This window comes from Dethiosulfatibacter aminovorans DSM 17477, assembly GCF_900142005.1.
Taxonomy (GTDB): Bacteria; Bacillota; Clostridia; order Tissierellales; family Dethiosulfatibacteraceae; genus Dethiosulfatibacter; species Dethiosulfatibacter aminovorans.
Window position 1 is genome coordinate 1 of record NZ_FQZL01000046.1, and the last position, 14,357, is coordinate 14,357.

The following is a 14,357-nucleotide window of genomic DNA, read 5'->3' on the forward strand; positions in this document are numbered from 1 at the left end:
GCTTTGCCTTAAAGAACCTTGGCACATATGTATCTCTAAGCAAACTTGACACAACCTCTGATGATGATGACTCAAAACTCATCTTCTAATCCTCCCTACATATTCTCGTTTTTCTCCCATTTACTCCCTAACCCACCGTTTTTCATTTTCTTCAAAAAGCATATTCTTTACCGAGTCTTTACTCTCATGGAATAATATATGACTACCTGCTCTTTGTATGTTAACTTTGATTTAAAGAGGTTCAGTTCCCAAATCTATAAGTACTTTGACATGTTCAACAGTCAAAGGTTCATTTCCCTTTTATTATATTTCTGCTGCTATTTGAAAACTCATGTATAATTATAATCATCTTGATAAAAGCATTTTATCCATAAAGGAGCTTAAGGCTCCTTTATGGATTTATCTTTATTACTATGATACTGATTTTGATTTTTTCCTGTTGATTTCCAGTTCCGGCCATCTGGCTAAATGCTTCTCACCGATTGGCAGAGTACCATTCGCTATATCTTCCTTGATCCACTTGACGAATGATGCAATCATCAATCCAAGTACTATGAGAACAGGCAGACAAGATACAACAGATGCAACCTGCAAAGGAACCATCGTATTAAGGCCCTCTATAGTATACTCAAGACTCATAAGAGCCACTGGGATTGCTACTAAGCAAACCGCCCAGAACACTCTGTAGTACTTATTAGGATCGTCTCCCGACTTAAGATTTTTTGATGCAGTCTGGGCAAGTACATATGCAGTAGAATCACATGCCGTAATAAGATTAAGGAACAATAACAGTCCATAAATCAAAATTACAACATAACTCATTGGAAGCTGTTGGAGCATGGTAAGGATGGCTTCCGCCTTTCCTGATTCCGCCAATACCTGCGAAAGCTTTACAGTTCCTTCCAGCTCAAGGTGCATTCCATAGCTTCCCAGTGTGTTGAATGAAATCCAGCAGCCCATTGCTCCCCAGAAGCATTCTGCAACAACAAGCTGTCTTATTGTTCTTCCCTTGGATATTCTTGCTACCCAAAGACCCATGAACGGCGCCATTGCAATCCACCAAGCCCAGTAGAAAATTGTCCATCCCTGAGGAAAACCACTTTGCCCTATTGAGTCTGTATAGAAACTCATGTCTATGAAGTGCGACAGGTTTATTCCTATAGCCTGTACAAATGTATCAAGCATGAAGGCTTTCGGACCAACCAGGAATATAAAGGCAAACAATCCTATTGCTATCTTAATATTCCAACTGCTTATAACCTGAATTCCCTTCTCTATACCTTTGTAAACACTCATTGTAAAGAAGAAGCACAGCAAAGCCAATATGGAAACTCTCAACATGAAAGTGTCTTCAAGTCCGAAAAGCTGATTCAAGACTCTCGTCATTACAGGCGTTCCCAATCCAATAGTTGTAGCATAACTTCCAAGAATTCCAAATATGATGAATGCATCAATAACCCTTCTTGTCCAGCTGTCTTTTTCATCACCAATTATACCGTTGCAGGCCGATGACATTTTAAGGGAACTGTTTTTCCTTACCCAGTATGAATAGGCAATCGGCACTGTAGGAATTGCATATATAGCCCAGGCTACATATCCCCAGTGGTACATTCCATATGCAGATCCCCACTCATACGCCTCCACTGAACCCGGTACAACATCAAACGGAGGTCCGGACACATAATACATCCATTCTACTCCACCCCATATCAAAATGCTCGAACCAAGTCCGGCACACAGAAGCATGGCAATCCAGTTAAAATTACTGTATTCTGGTTCTGAATCAGGCCCACCAAATTTTATATCCCCATATTTACTAAATGCAAAATACATGAGAAATCCAAATGACCCGATTCCCGCAAGAAGAAAAAGCCATCCAAAATTACCTGTAATACCGTTAAGCATGCTATTGATAAAGTCGGTACTGGCCTCTGGAGCAACTGCAATCGGTATGATTACTATAATCAGTATAAACATTGCAAAAATTGCTAAAGGTTTGTTAACTGTATTCATAAAATTCTCCTAAATATTAATTTCCATGTACAAATAATAACCATTCCATGAAAAGGTTTTTCTGCTGAATTACAAAAAAATCAGTTCACCTCCTATCGTTCAATTGATTCCCTAACATATAAATAGTATAGTGACCTTGCCGCAAGATATGTCCTTCACGATATATCTTTAGTCTGCAGGGCAACTTTGCTGCCCTGCAACTTATTTGTACATAGTTTTTCACAAGAGAAGTTAATCTCTCTTATGAAAAACTAAAATTTATCTTCATCAATACATAAGCAATATTCATGCCAATACAAATTTTCACATCCTAATCAGGCAAGCTACTGTTTAGCAACAACTTTGGAATATCCATCCAGTAAAACAAATGACCCTTAAACGAATCGGCGAGTCGCTATTGCGACTCGCCGATTGAATCTATCGTACTATTTACATTACTGAATAAACTATGGACTTTTTGCTTCTTGGTAAATTATCCCGTTTACCGACAAAAAAACAAAAGCCCGTGCGGCTAAGGGATTTTGACAAAGATTTATCTCTTTTAATGAAACTGCATCATGTAAAAAAATACCAAGGAGGGGGAATAGTATCTTAAAAATAATTTCTCCCATAACCGCTAAAGAGCTGTTATGGGAGAAAATTGAGGACAACCGATTTTAGAACCGGTTATTTAGAATAGATGTAAAGTATGAAGCTGTGATTTCAACTAGTTTAAGAAGTTGATGCTCTTCTGCAACTGAATCGAAGAAATCTAATAATGGTCCGGAAATATTTGTTTCTTATTATACGATTATAAAAGTTAACTTAGCTCTGTCAAATTTTGTTCTTTCTAAGCTCCGAGCATATATATCTAATATTATCATACTCCTTGGATTTATCAAGGTTGTAATGATTCTTGATGTCGTTGTATGCCTTTCCCTTGCCAAAATCCGACAATTTTCTGAAAAAATTGCCCCTCTTTCCAAGGTTGAATACCTGCCTATCCATGTCACTGAGGGACTCATAGTCATTAATCACTTCCAACATCCGCTCCCTGTCATCAGGAAGCTTTCCGTTTACATCCTCCAAAAGGTTCACATAGTGGTCGCTTGAGTATTTAGTTTCTACTGTTATGCTCTCAATCAGAACCTTTTGTTCATTGACTATCTCTTCCTCGCTTTGAATCGTATATTCGCCATTGTCCGACATGGCGCTCAACCTTGTGTCCGTATTCAGCGCCACTGTTCTAACCCTTACAAAATCAGGCTTCATGAGATTTATAGTTTCGGCTGTTTCAACTGAATTTTTCTTGGAAAGCTCCCTGCCTCCAAGTCCTAGTATTATGAATACGGACAATTCCATTCCTGCACCCTTCACAAGACCTGCAGCTTCAACAAGCTGGCTTGAGGTGATTCCTTTGTTCATCTTTTTAAGGACATCATCGGAGCCGGACTCCATACCGCAATATATTCTTGTCAGTCCTGCAGCTCTCAGTCTTCTGTAATCTTCCTCGGACTTCAGCACCAATGACGATGCCCTTCCATATGATGATACCTGTTCAAGGTTCGGAAATCTCTCCTTAAGGTATTCAATTATTTCTACCAGATCAGCAGTTTTCATTATAATGCTGTCTCCATCCTGAAGGAAACAGGATTTAATATTGTACTTGCCATATTCCTCATAGAGGTTGTCTATGTCCCTTTTAATTTCATCGATTTTCCTTATTGAAAAACTGAAATCTTTATACTGTGTGCAAAAATTGCATTTATTCCACGTGCAACCTCTTGTAACCCTTACAAGTAGACTGCCCGCTTCCGCTACAGGTCTTATTGGTCCAAATTCTATTTTTTTCATTGCTATATAATTTTTCTCCTATATGTTTTTCTATGAAACAATTCCGATTCATTCATATTATCAATTATTGATTCCCATGGCATAGAGTCATTAGAATCAACCTACATTTGTAAAAAAAACGTGTATCTACATTATATGCAGATACACGCAGCCTATTCTATTCAGCAAAATGCCTCTTGTTTGCATAATACGATCTTCTGTCAAATGTGTGAAAGCTGATTTCGACTTCAGGATATCCCTCATCAATAAGAATATCAGTCAGTACCGATGCAACACTGTCCTGCACCTCCAAATCCCTTCCGAACCAATGCACCTGGATTAGCGGATAATTTTCACTAAATTCCCCATCAACAAAAAACTCGGTATACATATATTCAATTGTAAACCAATCTGCTGGTGCATTTACAATATCTTTCAATTCATTCACAACTCTACCGCTTATGTTTTTTACCGTTTCTTTTTTTATTCCTCTAAAGGTTATCTGTGGCATGCTACCCTCCTGTTAAAGCTTTGAAGCTTATTTTTTTCAGTAATTAATCACATGACTCAAATGTGATCATCTTATTACTATTGCAATATTCATGCCAAAAGTTCATTTACTGAATATCAACATTTTCCCACTTCTAACAGGAGATGCAGACCCGCATTCGGGTCAAGGGAGTCCTGATCAGGTCAAAAGAGACAGTCAAAGACTGTCTCGATTACGAATTCAAGTATTTTTTTACGAGTCTGGCAGCCCTTGTCTGACTTATATTAAGCTTTTCAGCCAGCTTTCTGGTAGTTCCACACTCCTCGTAATATTCCTTTATAAGCTTGGCTTCATATCTATCCTTTAATGCATCCAGGCTTAGATAATTCATTTTACCGTCAATGTTTTCCCGGTTCATCCTTTCAACAAACACCTCTGGAAGATTGTTCAATCCTATTGTATCATTCTCAGCAGTAATGACCATTCTTTCAATCAGATTCTCAAGTTCTCGCACATTCCCAAGCCAACTGTATCCTTTGAACAGTTCTATCAAATCCTTGGATAACTCATGATGAGTATCATATTTTTTGTCAAACTTATCAAGGAAGAAATATGATAGGGGAGCAATCTCCTCCGTTCTGTTCCTAAGTGGTGGGATTCTAACCTCCATTATATTCAGTCTGTAATATAGGTCCTGCCTGAATTCTCCAGCCTCAACCATTTCTTCAAGGTTTCTGTTTGTAGCGGCTATTATGGTAGCATTAGTTGTCTTGACCTCCCGACCTCCTATGGAATAGTACTCCCTGTTCTGCAAGACGTGAAGCAGCTTGGCTTGAATCCTGGGAGTTATTTCACCTATTTCATCCAAAAAGAGTGTACCATCCTTTGCAAGCTCGATGAGGCCTACACGCCCATTCTTTTCGGCTCCGGTGAATGCTCCTGTTTCATAGCCAAACAGTTCACTTTCCAATAGATTTTCAGGTATAGCCGCACAATTTATAGCTATGAAAGGCTTGTCCTTTCTTTCGCTGGAATTGTGAATTGTCTTGGCTATGAGGCCTTTTCCGGTTCCTGATTCGCCTAGTATCAAAATGGTTGATCCAACTGAAGCTGCCCTGCTCGTAATTTTCATTATTTCTTTAATCTTATTGTTGTAGGTAATGAGACCAAAGTCACATTCATCAAAAAAGGCTTCGTTATTTTCGCTTTCAGACTTTTCCTCAAGAAGACTCCTAATCTTTTCAAGCTCATTCCTAAAATCTTCAAGTCCAGTCTTGTCCCTTACGTTTTGGACAACCATCTCTATATTGCCATCATCATCCAATACCGGAACAACTGTAGTCACAAGCTTCTTGTTCAATATGGTGGTTTGCTCAACTGTAAAACTCTTCTTTGTCTTGTAAACATATGGCTGCACATCAAGCTTAGGGTACCAGTATCCCAGTTCTACCAGTTCCTTTACATTCTTGCCAATCATGTCTTCAGGCTTAAGTCCATAATGCTTCTCACAAGCATCATTGACATAAATAACCTTGTCCTCCCCATCCACTACAAATATCTCATCGTAGGAATTGTCAAGTATCTTCTTATATATGCATTCATGTTCTCTATTTTCTAACAAATTGTCCTTTTCCATTCATTACCTCAGTTATCAAATTCAATACCATATACTATTCTACTATAAGATAGAAAAGCAGACAATCAATATATAACAATAAATAAAAGCCCGTTTTTTCACGGGCTTATTAAATCATTATACGTATGTAATTTTGCTGCTTTTAATATCCTAGATTCTCACCTACAATTATAACCTTTATCCTGTCATCTATCTTGTTGTATCTTGTAACCAGTACCTGTCCGCAAATACAATCCTTTGATAAACAGTCATGACACACTCCTGTTTTACCGCATGGGGTATCTAGGTTAAGCCTTAAGGCATTCGGAGGCGATGCTATATTCCTAACCCTGTCGTAAGCCGCTTCAAGTGTCTTTACTACCTTGTTGATTCCTACTACGAAAATCACCTTGTCCGGTCCAAAACTTATTGCAGCAACCCTGTTTCCGTTCCCGTCAATGTTCACAAGCTGTCCGTCAAGAGTCACAGCATTTGAACTTGTCAGATAGTAGTTTGCAGAGAAAGCATCCCTCATCTTCTGCATTCTTTCAGGTCCCACATACTTGTCCCTGTCTATTACATCGTAGTTGCCTGCTTCAAGTTTTTCCTTGATTCCAATTTCGTTTAGTGTTGTTGCGCCTCCCCATGTGACACTCTTTCCATCTTCAATAAGTTGAAGAATCTTTTCTACAGCATCTTCCTTATTATCACAGTAAAAAGATTCTATGTTTCTCCTGGCAAATTCCTTCTTTAAATGCGCTGCTTTCAATTCATAAGCTTTTTTCATTACCATTTTATGTCCTCCGTCAAATTTTATTCTTTCTCAGTTCCGAATACATATATCTAATATTATCACAATCCACGGATTTATCAAGGTTGTAATGATCCTTGATGTCAGAATATGCCTTTCCCTTGCAAAAATTCGATAATTTCATGAAGAAATTGACTATTAAAACATTGATGCACCTTCCTTGGTGTTGCCCGCATTTCTTGTAAACAAGCCAAGTACTCCCTCATGCTTTATTTCCTTGATTTTAATATTCCTTCTGCGTTCATCCAGAAGCTCCCTAACCTCGTCATCGGTCATTTTTTTATCTCCAAATCCAGTGATTTCAAGCTTTCTACCAGGTATGTCTATTTTTATGATGTCACCATCCATCAGGTATGCAATAGGGCCTCCGTTTGCTGCTTCAGGAGTCATGTGCCCGACAGCCGGTCCCCTTGAAGCACCGGAAAACCTTCCATCTGTTATGAGGGCTGTCGTTTCCCTCAAATGCTCCTTGTTGTAAAGAACTTCTGTAGCCTTGAACATTTCAGGCATTCCAGACCCCTTCGGTCCTTCATATCTTATTACAATAACGTCTCCTGGCCGGATAGCATCATCAAATATGGCTTTGATTGCCGCATCCTCGCTATCATAGACTTTCGCAGGTCCTTCATGCACATGCATTAACTTCGGCACAGCGGCATGCTTTACTGCAGAACCTTCCGGGGCCAGATTCCCGTAAAGAATAGCAAGTCCTCCATCTGGATTATATGGATCTTCAAGAGGCGTTATAACCTCCTCAGGCTTTATCATGTAGTTGCTCAGATACCTTTGGGGCTCCTTGATCTTGTTGAATCTCTTAATCTCTTCAAGATTTTCTCCCAATGTCTTTCCTGTAACTGTCATCACCTCAAGATTCAGGTACTTCTCAATCTCAAGCATTATTCCAGGAACTCCTCCCGCAAACCACAGCATCTGCACCGGCCATTTGCCAGACATCTGAAGTGATGTAAGCACTGGAATCCTTCTATGAATCCTGTCAAAATCATCCATTGTAATTTCAACTCCTGCACATTTTGCTATGGCCGGTATGTGAAGAAGGGCATTCGTCGATCCGGAAACCGCTGCATGAACCATGATGGCATTTTCAAATGCTTCCTTCGTGAGTATCCGGCTTGGTCTTATATCCTTTTCAAGAAGTTCCAATATCTTCTGACCTGTCTGGTCTGCATAGTGCTTTATAAAGTTCGACCAGGCAGGCATCAGTCCGTTGAAAGGAAGCGAAAGGCCCAGTGCTTCCGCTGTAACCTGCATAGTATTGGCAGTACCCATGTACTGGCATGCTCCATGTGTAGGACAACCGTGTGTTTTATAGAAAATTTCATCCTCTGGACTTATTTCACCCTTAAGCTTCAGTTCCTCTACCTCATATCCCTTTACAGGAGTAATGAACTCGGGCCCTGGAAGCATTGTTCCTCCACAGAAATGAATTGACGGTATGTCCACTCTCGCTATAGCCATCAGATGGGCCGGAAGTGACTTGTCGCATGACGCAAATGTGATCATTCCGTCATAGGGCACCGACTTTGCATGAATCTCCACCATTGAAGACATTATATCCCTTGAAAGAAGGGAATAGTTCATTCCGCTGTGGCCGCATGCCACACCGTCGCAAATGTCGGTAACAGTATACTTTGCAGGCTTTCCTCCTCTTTTGTATATGCCGTTGGCAGCTTCATCCACAAGCTGGTTTAAGTGCTTGCTTCCAGGATGGCTGTCTCCGTATGAGCTCTCAAGCATGATATAAGGTTTTTCCAGGTCTTCAGGCGTCCATCCGGTACCCAGAAGCATTGGATCAAATTCAGGATTTCCCATCCTGCTTTTCTGACTGCAATTCATTTTTCTTCCTCCGATTACTTTTATCTTTTACATATTTTTGACAGTTGATAATTAATTTGATTTCTTAGTATATAAATAGTATAATGACCTTGCCGCAAGATATGTCCGTCAGGATAAATCTCAAGTCAGCAGGGCAGCTTAGCTGCCCTGCTGACTTAATTACACATGGTTTTTTCATAAGAGAGGCTGCCCTCTCTTATTTTTAAACTAAAATTTCCTTATTTGGTATACAAAGCTGTAAATCAGAAGGTCCCTGCGGAGAACACTTAAGATCAGGATTGTATCTTTCAATCCACTCTATCATACACTCAGCTTGTGTGACCCTTGCTACTGTAAGCTGGTTCTGAGCTTCAATGGGGAAATACTCCTTGTAAATGTTTCCTTCTCTGTCTCCCGGCTCAAACTTGAAGTAAACCGGTGCAGCCACTCTGGCAATTTCAGCAGCCTTGTGGTATCTGTGCATTCCACCCATTGAGTCAACTACCGTCATGTAAACATCAAGGGGAAGATTCGACATATGTCTCATTGTAGCAAGTTCAGGAATAGTTATGTCAGCAAGGGGATTAAGGGTAGTAGCTCCCATTTCCTCTATCATTTCAGCATAAAGTCCGGATCCTGTTCCGGCTGCAACGGAAGCCTTTATAACAATATCCTGTGGCAAATAGCCTTCAGCCTTCATTCTTTTTATTAGCCTCAACACAGATGCGTCAAAAATAAGGAAGCCTCTTATTCCAAGACTGTAAAGTCTTTCAAGTTCCTTTAGCAGATTGTATACCTGATCCATTCCCTTGCAGTACAATCCACCCCATATTCCTTCTTCAGTAGTACACATGCTGTGAATATCCCATCCTCTACCGTTGGAAATCTGAACCATAACTTCGTACTTTTGCTCCGCTGCCAAGGCAACCATTTCCTTGATTTCACTGCTGGCAACCTGTGCAGGACCACCTACCATTGAGATGAGCCTGTGTACAGGAACTCCTCTTCTAGTCGCTTCCTTAGCAAGGACTTCCATATTAGCAAGTCTTTCGATTCCTGAGATCTCTATTCTGTAGTGAGCTCCATCTGGGAATCTCTGTTCTGAATCCTTTCTCGAAAAATCGTCTTCCAATGGATATCCAAATGCTTTCATTCCTTCATCAATTCTTACCATTTTTAAATCTCCTTTTTATGAATATTTTAACCAATATAAATATCAAGCAAGATCCATGCCAGAAATTGATCATTGGAATTTCAACGTTTTCCAAATCAGGTGATGAAAAAAATCATCATTATCGTGATTCCTGTGATGATTTTTTTCATCGGTTTTCAGCATATGCTATTCGCTGTATTTCTTTAAGAGTTTTGAAACCGTAGACTGATTTATTCCAAGGGATTCAGCCGCTTTGTAAGTTGACCTGTATTTTTCATAGGCCTTCAATATCAACTGTCTCTCCAACTCCCTCTTTGCCTCCTTGTATGGCATGATGCCTGTACAAAACACCCTCCCCGCTTCAGCATGACCTTTGGTCCTTGATGCTGCGTTTATCCTGAAATCCTCACTTGTTAGATAATTGCCGTCGCTCATTAGCATCATTCTCTCAATAACATGTTCAAGCTCCCTTATGTTTCCAGGCCAGTCATACACAAGAAGTTCCTGGACTGTTTCAGCCATGATTCTTTTTTTCATCATGTATTTGGTATTGAATTTGTTTATGAAATGCTCAACAAGTTCAGGAATATCCTCTACTCGATTTCTCAATGGAGGTATTTCAATATTTACAGTATTCAATCTGAAAAGAAGATCCTTTCTGAAACTACCTTTCTCAACCATCTTGATGAGGTCCCTGTTTGTCGCAGCAACTATCCTTGTATCAACAACTTGTTTCTTCGTGCCGCCAACTCTAGTGAATTCCTTATCTTGAATGAAATCAAGAAGCTTTACCTGAAGAGACATGGGCATTTCTCCGATCTCGTCAAGAAAAAGAGTTCCGCCATCTGCCAGCTCAAATTTCCCAACTTTACCTTTGGCATCTGCACCTGTAAAAGCTCCTCCTTCATACCCGAAAAGTTCAGAATCAAGGAGATTTTCTGGAATCAATCCACAGTTAACTTTTATAAATGGTTTGTTTCTTCTGTCGCTTATCTGGTGTATCGTTCTCGCAAGAACGCCTTTTCCCACTCCGGTTTCGCCTGTGACAAGTAATGTCACATCGAAATGGGCAAGCTTGTTTACTTTGTTCACAACATCCTTCATTTCTCCGCTTACGCTGATGAAATTATTTTGAGCCATTATTTCCCTTTGAAGCTGGTTTATCTGCTCCGACTGCTCAGAAATTTTCTTGTTTCTTCTTTCCAGCTTTTCTTCAAGCTTTACAATCTCCAGTACATTTTTGGACGTGCAGATGATAAGTTCCATTTCACCATCCTGATCAAAAATCGGTACAGCTGATGCCAGTCTCTGCTCACCTGACTTCAGCCTTATTAAAAGATCCACCCTTTTTCTTTCCTTCAAAACGTTTAGTGTTGCACTTGGATTAAATATCTTTCTATCCACCAGATCATTAATATTTTCACCTATGTAATCCTCAGGATCTATCCCCATAACATCGGCAGATTTCTGGTTGATGAAGAGTATCTTGCCCGTATTGTCACTGACCAGTATCTCCTCTTCAAAGAAATCGAATATCAAAGTATAGTACTTCAACACGTTTTTAAACTTTTCGAACTCATCTGAATCCTTTTTCTTCTCAATAACAAAGTCAGCTTTATCTTGGTAAACTTCTTTTTCGTACTCCCTTATGTCACTCAAGCATATTAAGTTCTTTGGTACAATAGTATCTAATCTCATACAACCTCTCTTTCATCATTCATATAATATATTTGATGAGATCATAAATTTTTCAAAAGTAGAAAAAGAAGTCTATGCAGTCATAGACTTCTTTTCTACTTTTATCTTGTTCTGTGAATCATATACATAAACATACCAATAAACTAGAGGTACGATTATTGCTCCGCCAATTATGTTTCCTATTGTTACAGGGATGATATTGTTTACCCACATCTGTGACCAAGTAAGATTTGCACCCAGGAATTTGCCCAGCGGAATGAAGTACATGTTTGCAATGCTGTGCTCGAATCCGGAAAGTACAAAAGCCATTACAGGGAACCAGAGTGTGAACACTTTGCCTGTTATGTCCTTTGCTCCAGATTGCATCCATACTGCAAGTACAACCAGTATATTACAAAATACGCCTCTTATGATTGCCGGCGACATTGCCAGATTGACTTTCCCTTCGGCTATGGCTATGGCCTTGGCTCCTGCCGCTCCTCCATAGAGTCCTGATTTTGCCAGTAGGAATGCAAGGGCTATGGATCCCATGAAGTTCCCGATGTATACCAATACCCAGTTCTTGAGCAAGTTTTTCATCTTCTCTTCCCCTGTCAAGACAGATACGGCGATGAGGCAGTTTCCTGTAAAAAGCTCAGCTCCCGCAACCACTACAAGTATTATTCCTACCGGAAACATTGCCGCTCCCATAAACTTTGCAAACCCGACATCTACTGTCTTTCCAAGAGTCTGCATAATTATTATGTCGGCATGGGCTCCAAATCCTACGAACACTCCTGCAAATATGCCCAGCAATATCATCTTCATTATGGGCAGATTCGCCTTTTTCTTTCCTATCCCTATCCATGATTTAGCTATTTCTCCAGGTGCAAGAAACATTTTATCCATTTTTTCAACTCCTTAGATATTATTTAAAATTCTACAGGCCTTAACTACATGCTTTGCCAGCACTGATGTCGTCACAGAACCCACTCCAGCAGGCACCGGTGTAATCATTGATGACTTCCCAACACATTTGTCGAAATCCACATCTCCACAAAGATTGTTGTCCTCATCCATGTTAATTCCTACATCCACTACAACAGCTCCATCCTTTACATAGGTGTCATCCACCATCCTGGCTCTTCCCACTGCCGCTACCAGAACATCTGCAGCTCTGCACACTCCCGGAAGGTCCTGGGTCCTTGAATGACATATTGTTACTGTTGCATTCTCCTTCAAAAGAAGCATTGATACAGGCTTTCCTACTACCAGCGATCTTCCTATAACAACTGCATGCTTACCTTTCAGGTCTACATCGTAGTGCTTCAATATTTCCATTACTGCCGTCGGTGTAGCCGGAGGGAATCCAGTCTCGTCACCTTCAGTCACTTTTGCCACATTTACCGGAGAAAAACAGTCCACATCCTTTTCCGGCGATATTATGTATTTGATTACGTCTTCATCCAGGTGCTTGGGCATAGGCCTGAACACCAGGATACCGTGAGTATTTTCGTCTTCGTTAACCTTCTTAAGTTCCCTGATGAAATCTTCCTGTGAAATGTCAACTGGAAGTTCAACCACTTCCTTTTCAATTCCACATTTTTCCATTCTCTTGAGAGCGCCTCTTTCATAGGCTAAATCACTGGGGTCGGCTCCCACTCTCACTATTGTCAGTTTAGGATTAATTCCTTTTGATTTAATTTCCTCTACATCATTGATTATTGATTCCGTTATGGCATCAGCCACCGGCTTTCCTTTTATAATTTCTCCCATCTTTGTCTTCATCTGTATCTCCTAGCTCATAATTTCTATTACTTTCGCATATACTTCGTCTGCAATTTTTGACCCTTTTTCTACCATTGCTTCCGTCTTTTCCCTTACTTCTTTTGTATATTCTTCATCCTTGATGGAATTCACATTTATTGCTACATTGAGCTGCGCGCTGAACAGGGCTGCCTTCAGGCACTGAACTCCTACACCCACATCGCTGATTATAAGCTTTGAAGATATATCCACAAGCTCCTCATGAAGAAGTATTGACTCGTAAATGCATTCCACCATGTTCATGGGCGCCGAGCATGCAACCTTCAGTGCATTTTGCAACACTTCCTCTTTTTCTGCTTTCTCCTCATCTGTTGTTGCCTTTATCCCATAAGCCTTTGACAGTGGGAGGAAGTTTTCCGCATCCTTGTCTATAAGTTCAATGAGCTCATCCTTCAGTTCGCATCCTCTGTTTATTATATCTCTGTGCTTGTCTTCAATATCAATAAATTTCTTTTTTCCTATTGAAAAGTTTGCCACCATGCTGTTAAGTGCCACTCCCAGGGCTCCTACAAGAGCTGCCGCTCCTCCACCTCCGGGTACTGCTTCCTTTGATGCCAGCAGGTCTGCAAACTCCCTGCATGTTCTATCGGTTAGTTTCATTTCTTTCTCCTGTCAGCTTTGACCTTTAGTCTTCCCTTTTGTATGTTTGCCGGGCTGATCAACAGCCCGGCAAATAACAAATAAGATTTATTTAATCAATTAATTGGTGCCATATTAGAACAATCCTGAGATCACTCCGTTCTCGTCTACGTCAATCTTCTCTGCAGACGGTACCTTTGGAAGTCCCGGCATTTTCATGATATCTCCTGTCGATACAACTATGAAGCCCGCTCCTGCAGATACTGTGACGTTGCTTGCAGTGATTTTGAATCCTGTAGGTCTTCCAAGCTTCTTGGGATCGTCAGTAAGGGAATACTGGGTCTTCGCCATACAGATTGGAAGGTTTCCAAATCCGAGGCTCTCAAGGTTTGCGATCTCCTTGTCAACCTTTGAAGTGTAGTCTACTCCGTCGGCTCCGTAGATCTTTGTCGCTATTGCTTCTATCTTTTCCTTGATGCTCATTTCGTCTGTGTATGTAAATTTGAATTCAGACTTGTCTTCCTCTACCAGTCTTATTACTTCCTTG

Annotated in this window: 12 protein-coding genes; all 12 read right to left on the reverse strand. The window is 40.3% G+C overall.

Annotated elements, in window-relative coordinates; all coding sequences use genetic code 11:
* Window positions 1–411: 411 nt before the first annotated feature.
* The gene (locus BUB05_RS17370; RefSeq protein WP_073050930.1) at window positions 412–2,013 is read right to left on the reverse strand and encodes a BCCT family transporter; all 1,602 of its coding nucleotides are present in this window, start codon (window positions 2,011–2,013) and stop codon (window positions 412–414) included.
* Window positions 2,014–2,826: 813 nt separating this feature from the next.
* Window positions 2,827–3,846 (reverse strand): B12-binding domain-containing radical SAM protein, encoded by a 1,020-nt coding sequence (locus BUB05_RS17375; RefSeq protein WP_073050932.1) that lies wholly within the window; start codon window positions 3,844–3,846, stop codon window positions 2,827–2,829.
* 157 nt (window positions 3,847–4,003) lie between these two features.
* Window positions 4,004–4,336: a DUF1904 family protein gene (locus tag BUB05_RS17380; RefSeq protein WP_073050933.1), complete on the reverse strand. Its 333-nt coding sequence runs from the start codon at window positions 4,334–4,336 to the stop codon at window positions 4,004–4,006.
* A 211-nt stretch (window positions 4,337–4,547) separates the two neighbouring features.
* Window positions 4,548–5,951, reverse strand: a complete 1,404-nt coding sequence (locus tag BUB05_RS17385; protein ID WP_073050935.1) for a sigma-54 interaction domain-containing protein — start codon at window positions 5,949–5,951, stop codon at window positions 4,548–4,550.
* Between the two features lie 142 nt (window positions 5,952–6,093).
* Window positions 6,094–6,723, reverse strand: coding sequence for a lactate utilization protein (locus BUB05_RS17390; RefSeq protein ID WP_073050937.1), 630 nt, complete (start codon window positions 6,721–6,723; stop codon window positions 6,094–6,096).
* A 156-nt stretch (window positions 6,724–6,879) separates the two neighbouring features.
* A complete protein-coding gene (gene ilvD, locus BUB05_RS17395) occupies window positions 6,880–8,595 on the reverse strand; it encodes a dihydroxy-acid dehydratase (protein ID WP_073050939.1) in 1,716 nt (571 codons plus the stop codon).
* Between the two features lie 202 nt (window positions 8,596–8,797).
* Window positions 8,798–9,748: a hypothetical protein gene (locus BUB05_RS17400; protein WP_073050941.1), complete on the reverse strand. Its 951-nt coding sequence runs from the start codon at window positions 9,746–9,748 to the stop codon at window positions 8,798–8,800.
* Window positions 9,749–9,913: 165 nt separating this feature from the next.
* Window positions 9,914–11,425 (reverse strand): sigma-54 interaction domain-containing protein, encoded by a 1,512-nt coding sequence (locus tag BUB05_RS17405; RefSeq protein WP_073050942.1) that lies wholly within the window; start codon window positions 11,423–11,425, stop codon window positions 9,914–9,916.
* A 72-nt stretch (window positions 11,426–11,497) separates the two neighbouring features.
* Window positions 11,498–12,313, reverse strand: a complete 816-nt coding sequence (locus tag BUB05_RS17410; protein ID WP_073050944.1) for a formate/nitrite transporter family protein — start codon at window positions 12,311–12,313, stop codon at window positions 11,498–11,500.
* A gap of 12 nt (window positions 12,314–12,325) precedes the next feature.
* Window positions 12,326–13,180: a bifunctional 5,10-methylenetetrahydrofolate dehydrogenase/5,10-methenyltetrahydrofolate cyclohydrolase gene (locus tag BUB05_RS17415; RefSeq protein ID WP_073050948.1), complete on the reverse strand. Its 855-nt coding sequence runs from the start codon at window positions 13,178–13,180 to the stop codon at window positions 12,326–12,328.
* A 21-nt stretch (window positions 13,181–13,201) separates the two neighbouring features.
* Window positions 13,202–13,831, reverse strand: a complete 630-nt coding sequence (locus tag BUB05_RS17420) for a cyclodeaminase/cyclohydrolase family protein (RefSeq protein WP_073050946.1) — start codon at window positions 13,829–13,831, stop codon at window positions 13,202–13,204.
* Window positions 13,832–13,945: 114 nt separating this feature from the next.
* On the reverse strand, window positions 13,946–14,357 hold a 412-nt coding region (locus BUB05_RS17425), incomplete at its 5' end, for a formate--tetrahydrofolate ligase (RefSeq protein ID WP_139258066.1).